This window comes from Novosphingobium sp. ES2-1, from assembly GCF_015169775.1.
In the GTDB taxonomy this organism is placed as follows: domain Bacteria; phylum Pseudomonadota; class Alphaproteobacteria; order Sphingomonadales; family Sphingomonadaceae; genus Novosphingobium; species Novosphingobium subterraneum.
Window position 1 is genome coordinate 1931733 of the sequence record NZ_CP063445.1, and the last position, 14056, is coordinate 1945788.

A 14056-nucleotide genomic window follows, 5' to 3' on the forward strand; every position below is an offset into this window, starting at 1 on the left:
GCCGTCAGAGGATGGGCCGATCTACGTACACCCAAAGGTGCGAACCCGCCCCGAAGGCCGCTGCAGTACGTCAAATGACCCATAGTCGCGCGGCATGCAGCGGTTAGCTTCGCCCCATTCCGGATCGAATACCGGGGAGAAATGCATCGGCGCCGCGAACAGAGCTCAAGCCAGAGCCAGCGCTGCACCGATGGCGAGGGTGACTGAAGCCACAAGAGACAAAACAACAAAGTGAGGGTTTCATGACGTTTTCCCTGAAGCGCGCAGCGCTCCTTTCAGCCAGCGCGCTGGCCAGCATCGCGGCTCTTCCTGCTGTCGCACAGGAAGCCCCGGCCGCCGACGGCGCGGAAGTTTCAGCCGAAGCTGACGCTGCAAGCGAGGGCGGCACCATCGTCGTCACTGCCACGCGCCGGGCCGTTTCTCTCCAGGATGTTCCGATCAACATCACTGCAGTCGGTGGTGCCGAACTGACGGAAAAGCGCATCGACGATGTCCGTGGCCTCGCAGCCTTCACTCCCGGCCTCACGATCCTCGACACCGGTCCGCGTTCTACCGGCTCGATCGTGATGCGCGGCCTTTCTGCCGCGGACGTCGGTGTGACCGGGAACAACTCCGACAACGCCGTCGCCATCTATCTTGGCGAGGTGCCGCTCTACCAGGATTTCAAGCTCCTCGACATTGCGCGCGTTGAAACGCTGCTTGGCCCGCAAGGCACCCTGTACGGCGTCGGAACCCTTGCCGGTGCCATCCGCTACATCCCCAACCGGCCGGACCCGACACGCTGGTCGGCCAGCTTCCACGGCCGTGTCTATGACGTGGCGCAGGCTGACGATCCCGGCTTCCAGGCCGACGCCACGATCAACATTCCGATCATTACCGACAAGATCGCATTGCGCTCGACGGTCGGGTACTACAACGATCCGGGCTTCATCGATTATGTCGCGCTGTTGCGCGAACCGGGCGTCTCACTACCCCAGCCTGGCGGCCCGACCACGTCGCGCACCGATCCGCTCGGAACCCCGGAGCAGATTGCGGCCAACCTCTATACCTACAAGGATGCCAACTTCGAGCATACCTTCACCACCCGCAACACGCTCGCACTGTTTCCCTCGGAAACCATTGGCATCTACATCAACTATGCTTTCCAGGACACGTCGACCAACGGTCGTCAGGTCAATGGCGCCGGCGTCTTCGGGACCGGTCGATACGAAGCGGTTTCGCGCTATCTGGAACCGTCAAGGCGCAAGGTCCACCTGGTCAGCGGCGAAGTCCAGATCGAGTTGGGCGACATTGCCCAGATGGTCTCGGCAACCGCCTATTCGCATCAGAAAATCCGCAGTTCAGCAGACGTTACCGACCTTCTGCTCGACCTCGATTATGGCTATGAACTGTTTCCGCAGTTCTCGGGCTTCACCCGCTCGGCAACAGACATCAAGCAGTTCAACCAGGAAGTGCGCTTCGTCTCGACGCACGGCGGACCGTTCAGCTGGGTGGTCGGCGGCTTCTACAACGAGCGCAAGACCAGGGGCACATACCGAGAAGTGACCCCCGGCCTGCCCGAATTCTACTTTGGCCCGGTAACCTATTCGCCCGCCTATCCCGAGCCGATCGAGTACGCGAGCTTCAACAACAGCAAGATCATCGAAAAGGCCATATTCGGCGAAGGTACCTTCGAGATCACGCCGCAGTGGCAGGTTACCGCCGGTGGCCGCTATTTTGATTATGATGCAAAGACGGACGGTGGCATTTCACTGCCTCTGCTCGAACCGGTACCGGTGCTGCGCTTTGATACGGGCGGCGGTGACTCCGGCCAGGACGGCGTGGTGTGGAAGTTCAACACGTCATTCAAGATCACGCCAGACCTGATGGTCTACGGGACCTACAGCGAAGGGTATCGCATCGGCGGTCCAAACAGCGTCCCGCCTTGCCCTGAAGACCTTGAAGACGTCCAGAACGCCTGCGCCTTGCCGAACGAACAGTTCTACGGTCCGGACAAGACCCAGAACAAGGAAATCGGCATCCGCGCCACGCTGTTTGGCGGCAAGCTTCAGACCACGATTTCCGGCTACCACATCAAGTGGGAAGGCATCCAGCTCGCCTCGCAAACGCAATACGGCATCGCCGGAATCACTGCCAACGGGGGCTCTGCGGTATCGAAGGGCATCGAAGCCACTTTCAACGCAAAGCCGGACGACGGGGTGACCATCACCGGCAGCTACTCCTACAATGACTCACGGTTGACCGAGGACGTGGTCGGCCTGCTGACAATCCGCAACCAGAACCTCAATCGGCGGCCCAAGAACATTCGCGTCACCGTCTTCGATGGCGATCGCCTGCCGGGCACGGCACGGCATACCGCAAGCCTCGGCATGACTTACGACATGAACCTCGGTTCTGACGCGGTTCTTTCGACCAACTTTACCGCCACCTACCAGGGCGAAGTCCTTTCGCGCATCGGTGGCCGCGCCGGGGGCGAAACCATTCCCGATTACCTCCTGGCCCGAGCGTCGATCGGCTACCGCCGCGACAAGTACGAGGTCCGCATCTACGCAGACAATCTGTTCAACACTTACGCAATATCGTCGGTCGGCGAAGACCGTTCGCGCCGCATCATCAACGATGGCATCGTCTCGCGCTATTACAGCAACTCGGTCATCGCCCCCCGCAAGGTCGGCATCGAGTACTTCCTGAGGTTCTGAATATCGGGCCGGTCTGTTTCAGCAGACCGGCCGCTTGTCCTGCCATGGACGCCAAGAGTTCCTGCGAAGACTGGGCCGCCCGTCGCAAGACAGGCGGCCCTTTTTTCGTCATCAACTCTGTCTGGTCAATCGAGCGGTATGCCATTCGCGGCGAAGAATTCCATGACCTCGCCAAGGTGCCTTTCATGGTCCCGCCACCGGCCAACCGATCCCGTATTGATCGGCTGGCGCACCTGTTGCGCGCTTGGCGTGGACACGGCTGCTTCGTTCCGGTGGAAGTCGAGGCAGGCCGGATCCCATTCAAGCCCGCAGTGAGTCAGCAGCTTGCGGGTCTCAGTCTCCTGATCCGCAACCAGCCATTCATAGGTAACCTCATGAATTCGGCCCGGAAAGCGCTGGCGCCAGAACGCCATCAAGCGCTGGAACAGAAGCACATAGCGCGCCGTGTCCATCAGATCGTAGGACCAGCGATAGTAGGGCGAACCCAAGGCGAACAGGTGCTTGTAGTTGCTCCACACACTGTCCATCGCCCCGCGCCGCAGACAGAAGATGCTCGCATGCGGCAGCGCCTGGAGGATGTATCCTATGTACATGAAATTCAGAGGAAACTTGTCGGTAAACCGGGGCCCGGAGGCCCCGGCATTCTGACGCGCACGAGCGAGATAGAGCTCCCCCATCTTCTGCGCCGAAACGCCCCGGCTCGCCTCCACTGTCGCCGGGTCGAGGACCAGCCGCGATGATGTCCCGGACAATTGCTTCACCGCCAGCGGCATGGCCTGAAGCTCCCCCGCAGAAGTCACGTCGCCATGCGAGGACAGGATCCTGTCAACCAGGGTCGTGCCGGTGCGAGGCAGTCCGACGACGAAGATCGGTGCGTCGTCGAGGCGGCTGTCGGAGGTCAGTGGCAGGTCGCGAACGAAGGTGCGGCGGATGATCTCGAACAGCGCCTGATCGGTCTCGAACTGGTAGCCGAGGTTGGCCCTGTGCCTCACGTTGGCCAGGGAGAGTTGTGCGTTTGCCTCGTCGAGTTGCCCTTCTGCCTCGTAGAGTTGGAAAGCGGCATAGCGCAGCCTGACTTCCTCTTCGGGATCGGGATTTTGCGACAAGGCAGCCGCAATCCGGGCGATTCCAGCCCCGGCGGAGGCTCGGCGCAGTCCTGCAAGGGCAAGATGCGCCCGGCCATGACCGGGCTGGCGCGCAAGTATGGCCTCATAAGCGCGGGCAGCTTCGTCAACTCGGCCGAAGAACCCCAGCGTGCTGCCAAGATTGAACTGGAATTCAATCACTTCCGGGGCAGACGCCACGGCCTTTTCGAACAAGGGCAGCGCCTCGTCATGCGCGCCAAGGCGGGCAAACACGCAGCCGATCGTGTCCAGCACCAGCGGCTCCGAACTCCCTGCATCTACTGCCCGCCGCGCCGCGGCAAGTGCATCGGCCTCCCGCCGGGCCAGAAGAAAAAATCTCGCCTGTTGAGCAAGATACTCGGCGTTGCTGGGTTCGGCTCTGAGCACTGCCCCAATCGCCTTCAGCGCATCGGCAACGCGCCCGCTCTCCGCCAGAGCAACTGCGGCAACGAACCCGGCCTCGACGTCGTGCGGATTGGCCGCAAGCGCCTCTCCCGCCTTGACCAGAGCCTCGGAAATTCGCCCCGAGCCAAGCAGTTGTCGCAATGATGAACCCGCCGCCATAGTTGAAGCCTAGCTCCACGCACGACGGCAGGCGCTACGCAAATCGGCGCAGTTGCGGGCCGGGATTTCGGAACGGCAAACCTGCCCGAACGTTCACGTCGGGAACAATTCGGAGAACGACGATGCCAGCCAAATCAGCTGCCCAACAGAAAGCCGCCGGCGCTGCACTGTCGGCCAAACGTGGCGAGACCGACAAGGACGACCTCAAAGGTGCATCTCGATCGATGGAAAAATCGATGACCGAGAAGGAGTTGGAGGAGCTGGCCGCGACAAGTCGCAAAGGCAAGCCAGAGCACGTGCGCAAGGATTGATCGGTGGATCAGGCTTTCACCGCCGTCGCCAACCGGGTTTCCGGATGGGCCGGACGCCCCGCAACCTTCGTCATCGCGCTCGCCATCATCATCGGCTGGGGCTTGAGCGGCCCATTGTTCCAGTGGAGCGATACGTGGCAGCTCGTGGTCAACACCGGCACCACGATCATCACCTTCCTCATGGTTTTTCTGATCCAGAACAGCCAGAACCGCGATGCTGCCGCCATGCAGGCGAAGCTGGACGAGCTGATCCGTGCGGTAGACAAGGCCCGCGAAGGCTTTGTCGGCATCGAACATCTCACCGATGACGAGATCTGCCGACTGCGATCTGCGCTTGAACGCGAAGTTGGTGCATCGACCGACAAGCAGGGTACAGCAGACGAGACAGTGGAGCGACTGCTCGACCGAACCTGACCGGAGATGCGAATGCAGCGTATCGAGAGCGACAGCCTGGGCGAAGTGCGCGTGCCGGCCGAGGCCTACTGGGGCGCACAAACGCAACGCAGCATCGACAATTTCCCGTTCGGTTCAATGGAGCGGATGCCCTTGGGGGTGGTGCATGCGCTGGGTATCATCAAGCAAGCCGCGGCCCGGGTGAACCGTCGGCATGGGCTTGCCAGCAATCTTGCCGGCGCCATCGAGCAGGCTGCGGCCGAAGTCGCATCCGGAAAACTTGATGACCATTTCCCCCTGGTGATCTGGCAAACCGGCAGCGGAACACAGACCAACATGAATGCGAACGAGGTCATCGCGGGTCGTGCCAACGAGATGCTTTGCGGTGAGCGCGGCGGCAAGAGTCCGGTGCACCCCAACGATCACGTGAACATGGGGCAATCCTCGAACGATACCTTTCCCACCGCGCTGCATGTGGCGGCGGTGCAAGCGCTGAACGCCGAATTGGTCCCCGCCCTGAACAAGCTTTCCGGTGCGCTCGCTGGATGTGCGATAGCGTGGAAGGGTCTGGTCAAGATCGGACGCACCCACCTGCAGGATGCCACGCCACTGACTCTCGGACAGGAGTTTTCGGGCTACGCACAGCAGCTCCGCAATGCGCACGATCATCTGCGACACATCGAGCTGCACCTGCTTCGACTGGCACAAGGCGGAACGGCGGTTGGCACCGGGCTGAACGCACCTGCTGGCTTTGCCGAAGAGATCGCTGCGGAAATAGCCGACCTTACGGGAAAACCCTTCAGCACGGCGCCCAACAAGTTCGAGGCGCTGGCTTCGAACGATGCGCTGGTCCAGCTTTCAGGAACCCTGTCGACGCTGGCGGTGGCGCTGACCAAGATTGCCAATGACATCCGTCTGCTTGCCTCCGGTCCACGCTCGGGCCTCGGTGAACTGGAGCTTCCGGCCAACGAGCCGGGCAGTTCCATCATGCCCGGCAAGGTCAATCCGACACAGGCAGAGATGCTGACAATGGTTTGCGCGCAAGTGATCGGGAACCATCAAGCCGTGACCGTTGGGGGAATGCAGGGGCACCTGGAGCTCAACGTCTTCAAGCCCATGATCGGGGCTGCGGTGCTGCGCTCGATGCACCTTCTGGCGGTCGGAATGGAAAGCTTTGCCAAACGCTGTGTCGAAGGGATCGAACCGAACCGACAGCGCATTGCGGAACTGGTCGAACGCTCGCTCATGCTGGTGACCGCGCTTGCCCCCGAAATCGGCTACGACAATGCCGCGAAGATCGCCAAGCACGCGCACCAGGAGAATCTGAGCCTGAGAGAAGCTGCGCTGGCCCTAAACCTGATCGACGAACCGACGTTCGATCGCCTGATACGTCCAGAGAACATGGTGTAACGGATTATTACCGCGCGCGGGAAAGCCTCACACGTCAGGAAGTGATTGCTCTGCGACTCCCCATCCTCGCAGCAGCTTGCCCTCGCTTCGCTTCAGCAGGGCGGCTGCGTCCGAAATAGTGAAAGTGCTGGCCTTGTCGAAATCGTCGAGTTCGTTCCAATCGATCGGCGCTGCAACCGGAGCATTGGCGCGTGCCCGGGCGGAATAGGGCATCACTGCCGTGCTGCCGCGCTGGTTGCGCAACCAGTCGACAAAAATTCGGCCCTTGCGCTTGGCCTTGCTCATGTTGGCAACGTAGTGCTCAGGGTCGGCCATACCGAGCGCCTTGGCAAAACGCTCGGCAAAGCTGGCGTGTGCCTCCCAGGAATGATCGCGACGCAGGGGAACGACGACGTGAACGCCCTTCCCGCCCGAAAGCATCGCAAAGCTTACCAGACCGAGATCAGACAGGCGTGACCGGATATCATTCGCCGCACGTTTGACGTCCGCAAAATCAAGTCCCTCGTCAGGGTCCAGATCGATGACCATGCGGTCCGGCGCTTCGACATCATCGGTTCGTGCGCACCACCCGTGGAATTCAATGGTGCCCATCTGGACGCAGGTGAGAATGCCCGCAGCATCGTCGACATAAAGATAGTCTTCGCTATCGCCATCCTTCTCGCGGATCGGGACATGATGGACATGTTCGCCGAACGAGCCGCTATCATGCTTCTGGAAGAAGCACTGCTTTGCCCTCCCCTGCGGGCAACGCACGAGGCTGACCGGACGATTGGCGAGAAACGGGAGCATCGCTGGAGCAAGCTGAGCGTAGTAGTCTGCAAGATTGCCCTTGGTCTGCCCGCTCTCGGGAAAGATCACCCGCGAGCGGTTGCTTATCGCGATGATCTCCGTCGGGCTCTCGATCCGGACAGGTTTCTCTGGCGTCACGTCCTCGGCCTTCTTGTCTTCGCGCAAACCGACGAAGCTGGCATGGCGGACCCTGCCTTCGCCGGTGAACTCGGCAAAGGCAATTTCGGCAACGAGCACCGGTTCGAGCCACGACGCCCCGCGAGCTTCGGCCTTGGGCACTTCGAGCGCGCGGTCTTCTCGCCTCAGCGGTTCAAAACGGACGGCCAGTTCGTCAAGCAGTTCTTCATTGAACCCCGTGCCGACCTTTCCCTTGTAGACCAATACGTCAGCTTCTCGCTGCGCCAGCAGGAGCGACGCGAAGGGCCGACGGCGGGCATTCGATTTCGTCATGCCGACGATGATGAATTCCTGGCGGAGGATGCACTTGACCTTCAGCCAGTTTTGCGTCCGCTTTGGCAGATAGGGTGCGTCAGCCCGCTTGGCGATGATGCCCTCTTGCCCGGCGCGGCACATTGCCTCCAGCAGCTTCTCGCCCCCGCCAATGATGTGATCGGCGATGTGAATTGGCGGAGGAGCGTCGGCCAAGAGGCCGGCAAGCCGTTGCTTGCGCTCCACATTGGACAGCGGTTTCAGGTCCTCGCCGTCAAGTTCAAGGAGATCGAATGCATGGAAGGAAAGAGCATCTTCTTCGCCCTGTTCGCCATGGCCACGCTTCAGCACGGCTTGCAGGCGCGAGAAATCCGGGTTGCCTTCGGCGTCCGAGGCCGTGATCTCGCCATCGAGCAGGCATGAAGGCAGATCGAGGCTTGCGAAGTGGCAGATCAGTGGGGAGAACTTCTCGGACCAATCGAGGCCACTGCGGGTGAACACCCTTACATTCTTGCCTTTTGCAGCGATGAGGGCCCGATAGCCGTCGAACTTGATTTCATGGAGCCACTGGCGTCCTTCAGGCACACTGTCGACCAATGTTGCAAGCTGGACTGGTTGAAACGCTGACAGTGGTGCGTTGCTGCGCTTCTTGCGCGGTGACTTGGCCTTGGACATCCGCGCATTGTGCTTGCTTGCTGCTTGCATCTCGGCCGCGAAGTCCGCTCCCCGCTTCCCCTTCAGCGAATGACTCGAACGTTTGTCGGCGGCGATTTCGGCCATGGTCCGCCCGGTAAGCACGCTGGTGAGCGCGCGTTCCACGAGGATATCTCCCTCTGCAGCAAACGCGTCATCGATCTTGCGCAGCAGCCAGTTTTCGCGCTTCTCGTTGCCCCGCTTCTTCAGGCGGATGAGAAGCCATTCGCCTTTCATCCGCTCGCCATCAAGACGGAAATGCAGATGTCCGTCTTCAAGGTCCTTCGCGCTTTTGCCCTCGATCGGTGCCCAGGTCCCGCGATCCCACAACATCACGGTTCCGCCGCCATACTCGCTTTCGGGTATGGTCCCTTCGAACTCGGCGTAGCTCAGCGGGTGATCCTCGGTCTGCACGGCAAGGCGCTTGTCCTCCGGATCTGGACTGGGGCCGCGCGTTACCGCCCAGCTCTTCAGTACCCCGTCAACTTCGATGCGGAAGTCCCAGTGAAGCCGCGTGGCGTCGTGCTTCTGAACGATGAAGAGGTTGCCAGTCTTGCTTGATGCCTTTTTGCCCGGAGGTTCTCCCGTGCGGGTAAAATCGCGCTTGGCGTTGTAGGCTGCGAGGGGATCGCGGGCGGCCATCACTCAAGCCCGCTTGCGGCGCGGTGGAGATGCGCGTTTGCGGGGTCTGCCCTCGTCGGCGTCTTCGTCGTCGTGTCCCAGCGATTGCTTGAGCGCTGCCATCAGGTCGATAACGTTGCCACCACGCGGAGCCTCGTCAGCATCGGGATCCTCGATAATGCGCTCCCCCTTCGCCTTGATCTTTTTTTCGATCAGCGCGTGGAGTGCATCGACATAGCGGTCATGGAACTTGTCGGGCGCAAACTTCGCCGTCTTCTTCTCGATCAGGCTGGCTGCCAGATCGAGAAGCTCGGGGTCGGCGTCACGTGCGGGAATATCGCGGAACCAGTTGTGCGCGCGCTGTACCTCGTCAGCATAGCGCAGAACCTCGAGGATAAGTCCGCGCCCGCACGGTTTGAGCGAAACGAACTGCTCGCGCCCACGGACCGAGAGTTGTCCCAGCCCGACAGTTCTCGTCTTTCTGAGCGCCTCACGAAGGACAATGTAGGCATCCTCTGCAAGGTCATCGGCCGGCACGACAAAATAGGGCTTTTCATAATAGAGCACATCGATTTCGTCCGAACCGACAAACTGGACGAGTTCGAGCGTCTTGCGGCTTTCGATGCGCACGGATTCGATCTCCTCGTCATCGAGCAGAACGTAATTGCCGCGTGATACCTCGTAGCCCTTCACGATCTCCTCGCGATCGACTGGACCGACGCCGGGCGCCACTTTCTCGTAGCGGATGCGCTTGCCGCTGGGTTCGTGGATCTGGTGAAATGAAATGGCCGCACCGCTTCGCGTGGCCGGATAGATTTCGACCGGGATCGAAACCAGGGCAAGGCGCAATTGCCCTTGCCAGTATGCGCGAGCGGCCATGGCGGGCTTCCTTCCGGATCCTGACTGACGCGCGATGATGCGACAGCTTCGCTGGCTCTATGCGCGAATGGCGGATGCGGTTCCCGGAGAGAAGGAAGGGACGTTCAGACTTTTCGAGCGGCTTAGGTAATGAAACTTAGGCAGGTCGCGGAGAAAAAACGCCGGAATCCCGCCATTCCTAAAGCTTTTCCGGAAATTGTTAACCAGAAACCGGAACCCGACGTTGGCGGGCACCGATGCATGATGCCTGAGTGTTAATGGAGATTGTATCATGATTTCTGGCAGGATGGCGGCCTTGGCGCTCGCCGCGTTGGGTACGGTTGCCGCAGGCAGTGCGGTGCAAGCATCGCAAGGGTCCGCTTCGATCACGATCACCGGACAAGTGCCGTTGGTTTGCCGCGTTGCGGTGGACAACAGCGCCAGCGCAATGCTCAGCGCCAATGGCAACAAGAGCGAACTGCGCGAGTTCTGCAACAACGGTGCAGGTTACCGGGTGGTAGCGACCTATTCCAAGCAGCTTGCTGCGGGCCGACTGATCGTTGATGGCCGCACAATTGCCCTCGACGGTTCAGGCGAAGTCGTCATCAGTGACGTGAGCCACGCCGCCGCAACGACGCGCTCGATAGCGATTGAAGCTGACGGCAAGGCTGCTGGCTCGATCCGCTTCCGCATCGAGCCACGCTGACTTTCAGAGCGGGATGCTGCCGCAGTCCGTTGGTGCAACTGATCCAGCAACGAGCGGAGTGATCGTGACGACCAGGTTCTCCGAATAGTTCGGGGAGATCGCCTTGGTCGCTCCGCCATCGATCAGGGTTCCTTGCACTGGCAGACGGTCTTCGATCGCATCGCCAATCCCGGCGCGGGCGCATGTCTGGCTGAAGGCCGTCGTCCGTTGCTGGATCGCTGCAGGGTTGCTTGCCGAAGCGGTGCTGAAGCTGGCGGGAACTGTCGTCCAGCCGGCCGCCGTCGCCGTAAAATCAACGCTGCGTGAGAAACCCGTCGGCGCAGTGGCGGTGAATGTCTGCGCAACTACGGGCGTGGCAGTAACCGCGATCGAACTGCGTGACGAACAGAAACTCCCCGCCAGCACTTGGGAAGGTGCACTGAGATCGGAGCGGAGGAGACCTGTGGTCGTATCGACGAGAATGCCCAGGTCGAAAATGCCACCGGCTTCCGTCACCGAGCCACCGACACAGATTGCCGGAACAGTTCCGACAACCGCGAAGTCTGCCGAGTCACTGGTACTCTGGGCTTGGACCGGAGCCGAAACGACAACGGAAGAGATAGCTGTGAAAAGCTTAAGCCTGTTCATGGCCGCTTACTCCGTTACCGGTACGGGACCGAGGGTTACAGTGACCAGGCCGCTGTAATTTCCCGCAACGAGCAGCGCGTTCTGAGGCGCCGAGAACGAAGACAGCGCGACTTCGATGTCACCAAGTTTCGGGCTGGGCTGCGTGCTTCCCGTCGCGGCAGAATCGGGAGAGGCCCCGTCGGCCGCAGCATTGGTTGTCGCAGCAGTACCGCTATTGCCCCATCCGGTTGCGGTAGCTATGTAGTTCACGGCACGGGAAAATCCGGGCGGCGGCGCAATTGTTGAATCGCCAAGCAATGCGGTCGCGCTTACACCGAGCACCGAGCCGGCAAAGTTGCAGAAGCTTCCGGGTAGCGAGACCGACTGCGTGGCGAGCGCGGCAATCCGTCCGACGGATGTACCAGAAGTCTGCACCATCTGGCCGAGATCGACTACCGCGCGCGAAGGTTCACCCAGAATGCACAACCGTGCGACGGATCCCGTCACAGCGACCTGACCCGACGCTGTGTCGGAAGCCGTTTCCTGCGCAGACGCAGGCGCAGCCATCCCATATAGAGGCAGCAAAAGCAGGCTGGACTTGAACAGTGCGGATTTCATCGTCGTGCTCCTGGATGAACTTTTCACGCGCAATGCAGATCAGACGGTGGGTGAGAGGAAGACCTCGACCTTGCCCGTGTAGGCACCAGCGACGAGCTTCTTGCTTGCGGCCGTGGACGAGCCCAAAGTGACGGCGATGTTGCCGGAAAACATGTCGACGTTGGCGGCAGTGCTGGCGACAGCATCGGTGCTGATGTCTGAGAAGCTCTTGCCGTTCGCAGAGACCGATGCAGTGTAGTTGACGGTGTCGGTGAACGCCGCCTCGGCGCCGGAGGTGACCGGCTGGTCTCCGGTCAACGCGGTCGCCTTGACAGAGAGGGTGGCTGCAGAATTGTTGCACCAACCGGTGAGCGTGCGGGTCTGACCATCAACCTTGCTGGTGTCGAGGCCGCCGTCTGCGTCAGCCAGTTCGCCCAGCGGCAGGTCCTGCGAGGACGTCACGAACTTGCACTTGGCGGCTACGGAGCCGGTGATGTTGACAGTGCCGGTAACGCTTTGACCAGAAGCAGGCATTGCCGAGAAGGTTGCTGCGGCGGTCGCCGCGAGAAGGATCTTACGCATTTCATTTCTCCTGGAAAAAGGCTCGATCAATTCAGGCCACGGGTTGGATGTTTACGGTGATGGTGGAGGTGTAATTGCCGGCGACGAGCAGGTTCGACGCGCCACCTCTGGTCGCGAAGCCATAGGCCTTGACGGCTATGTTGTTCCCCGAAGCTGCGAGACGGCCGACAGTCGCTGAATTGACTGCGGTGGCGCCGGTGGCGGTGCTGTATGTCACGGTGCCATTTCCGCCGGCCGCGAGCGCGACCTGCATTTCGGCGGTATAGTCTATCTCGTTGGAGTAGCCCGAAACGGCGGCGGCAGCTGTGCTGAGACGGTCAGCCACTATCGCAAGAGAGACGCTAGCCGAAGTGCAGACCACGCGCGTGGCGACCGGGGTTCCGCCCGAGGCTGCACTGGTGGTGGTGGTGAAGCCGGTCGCCAAGGTGCCGTCCGAGGCGTCCAGCGCGCCTAGCGCGATCGTGCCGGTGAAGGCCTGGGTCCCCGAGCCGCCCGGTGCAACAACGGAGCACCTTCCCAGGACGCTGCCAGTGACATTGACCGTGCCAGTCGTCACCGTCTGCGCCTGTGCGGAAGCGGTTGTGATTGCAATTGCGGTAGTTGCGGCGAGCAAGGACAGCACGGTCTTCATGGCAATCGGCCTTTCAGTCTGCCGCCACAGGCGGCGTGAATTGGTGCCGGGACAAGCGCGGCTGGAATCGTCAGGTTACAAAGCGGCGGAAACCGTCACGGTCAGGGTGTCAGAGTAGGTCCCCTGAACCAGAACGGACGGGCCCGTGTATGCCGGGGCGCTTATCTGGAGGTAGGCACCAGCAAGGTTCTGGGAACTGGGAGCGACACGAAGCCCTTGGCTTTGCGTGGCAGGTCCTATGAACGAGCAAGGCGTGCCCGCCGTGATGGAAAGGGTGGCTGCCTCGCACTGATCGGTCACGCTGCCACCTCCGGTGCCAACCAGGTTGAGTGTCACCAGATAGGGGGCGATCCCCGTATATCCTGGCTCCGAGGGTTGAGTACCGCTGCGCAATCCACCGTTTGCGGACGTGACAGCAACGCGCGCGGCGCCATTGCAATTCAATGTAAAGGGAAACTGATTGGACCAACCTGACTGGTCAATTTGCCCGGCATCGAAGCTGCCGGATGGTGCACCGCCAATAGCGAAGCCGCACCGGCCACCAACAGATGCGGTGACAGGTAGGGTCAGCGACACGGGAGTACCACCGGCGTATGCCGTCGGCCCCGCGATGGTTGACTGTGCCAGAACGGCAGACGGGCACGTGGCCGCAATCGCCGTCAAGCCGATCCTGATCTTGTGCATCAACATGCGCACTGCTCCCTGCTGCCTTACGGCAACTCGGCGCGCTTGCCTTGCGATGGAAACACTTGCCCTTTTACGGGCGCAATTCTTCAACCTTGGAAATGTAGGTCGACATCTCCAAGCGGATGAAATTGGCTTCAGTGTTCGTCTTCGGTGGCAATGCGCCTGAATTGGTTAACTTGCAGGTAACCTTTTACGCTCGACACAACGCCTGCCGTGACTCACGATGCATCCAAATCCGACAGAATTTGCCCCAGATGCGTCGCATCTGGAGAATTAAAAAATAGAGTAAACAGGCTTCACCTGGCCCCGTCGCTTGAAACAGGGAACAGCTGGTAAAACCGAAAATTCCTTTTGTT

At 60.8% G+C, this 14056-nt stretch carries 13 protein-coding genes; 5 read left to right on the forward strand and 8 right to left on the reverse strand.

Features of this window, described 5'->3' with window-relative positions:
- The first annotated feature begins 242 nt into the window (after positions 1-242).
- On the forward strand, positions 243-2699 hold the full coding sequence (locus IM701_RS09330; protein WP_193826762.1) for a TonB-dependent receptor: 2457 nt from the start codon (positions 243-245) through the stop codon (positions 2697-2699).
- Positions 2700-2824: 125 nt separating this feature from the next.
- Here the strand turns inward: IM701_RS09330 and IM701_RS09335 are convergent, their stop codons facing one another.
- A complete protein-coding gene (locus IM701_RS09335) occupies positions 2825-4369 on the reverse strand; it encodes a sulfotransferase (RefSeq protein ID WP_230487641.1) in 1545 nt (514 codons plus the stop codon).
- Positions 4370-4509: 140 nt separating this feature from the next.
- On the opposite strand from IM701_RS09335, the gene IM701_RS09340 reads away from it, so the two are divergent.
- Genes IM701_RS09340 through fumC form a run of 3 tightly spaced genes read left to right on the forward strand, consistent with a single transcriptional unit; the run spans position 4510 to position 6501 of the window.
- Positions 4510-4698, forward strand: a complete 189-nt coding sequence (locus tag IM701_RS09340) for a DUF3008 family protein (protein ID WP_193826764.1) — start codon at positions 4510-4512, stop codon at positions 4696-4698.
- A 3-nt stretch (positions 4699-4701) separates the two neighbouring features.
- The gene (locus tag IM701_RS09345; protein ID WP_039333896.1) at positions 4702-5112 is read left to right on the forward strand and encodes a low affinity iron permease family protein; all 411 of its coding nucleotides are present in this window, start codon (positions 4702-4704) and stop codon (positions 5110-5112) included.
- A gap of 6 nt (positions 5113-5118) precedes the next feature.
- On the forward strand, positions 5119-6501 hold the full coding sequence (gene fumC, locus IM701_RS09350; protein ID WP_039333894.1) for a class II fumarate hydratase: 1383 nt from the start codon (positions 5119-5121) through the stop codon (positions 6499-6501).
- Positions 6502-6528: 27 nt separating this feature from the next.
- Here fumC and ligD read toward each other — a convergent pair whose 3' ends face one another.
- A complete protein-coding gene (gene ligD, locus IM701_RS09355; protein ID WP_193828406.1) occupies positions 6529-9054 on the reverse strand; it encodes a DNA ligase D in 2526 nt (841 codons plus the stop codon).
- A 3-nt stretch (positions 9055-9057) separates the two neighbouring features.
- Complete coding sequence (locus IM701_RS09360) at positions 9058-9912, reverse strand: Ku protein (RefSeq protein WP_193826765.1); 855 nt, start codon at positions 9910-9912, stop codon at positions 9058-9060.
- A 271-nt stretch (positions 9913-10183) separates the two neighbouring features.
- On the opposite strand from IM701_RS09360, the gene IM701_RS09365 reads away from it, so the two are divergent.
- The gene (locus IM701_RS09365) at positions 10184-10597 is read left to right on the forward strand and encodes a hypothetical protein (protein ID WP_156135756.1); all 414 of its coding nucleotides are present in this window, start codon (positions 10184-10186) and stop codon (positions 10595-10597) included.
- A 3-nt stretch (positions 10598-10600) separates the two neighbouring features.
- On the opposite strand, the gene IM701_RS09370 is transcribed toward IM701_RS09365, so the two are convergent.
- The 5 genes from IM701_RS09370 to IM701_RS09390 all read right to left on the reverse strand — a co-directional run bounded on the left by IM701_RS09370 (position 10601) and on the right by IM701_RS09390 (position 13703).
- The gene (locus IM701_RS09370; protein WP_193826766.1) at positions 10601-11224 is read right to left on the reverse strand and encodes a hypothetical protein; all 624 of its coding nucleotides are present in this window, start codon (positions 11222-11224) and stop codon (positions 10601-10603) included.
- Between the two features lie 6 nt (positions 11225-11230).
- Positions 11231-11821: a hypothetical protein gene (locus tag IM701_RS09375; protein WP_193826767.1), complete on the reverse strand. Its 591-nt coding sequence runs from the start codon at positions 11819-11821 to the stop codon at positions 11231-11233.
- 39 nt (positions 11822-11860) lie between these two features.
- Entirely contained in the window at positions 11861-12382 is a 522-nt protein-coding gene (locus tag IM701_RS09380; protein ID WP_193826768.1) for a hypothetical protein, read from the reverse strand.
- Positions 12383-12413: 31 nt separating this feature from the next.
- Positions 12414-13013 carry a hypothetical protein gene (locus tag IM701_RS09385; RefSeq protein WP_193826769.1) on the reverse strand — a complete coding sequence of 200 codons (600 nt, stop codon included), beginning with the start codon at positions 13011-13013 and terminating at the stop codon, positions 12414-12416.
- Between the two features lie 75 nt (positions 13014-13088).
- On the reverse strand, positions 13089-13703 hold the full coding sequence (locus IM701_RS09390) for a hypothetical protein (RefSeq protein ID WP_193826770.1): 615 nt from the start codon (positions 13701-13703) through the stop codon (positions 13089-13091).
- Between the last annotated feature and the right edge of the window lie 353 nt (positions 13704-14056).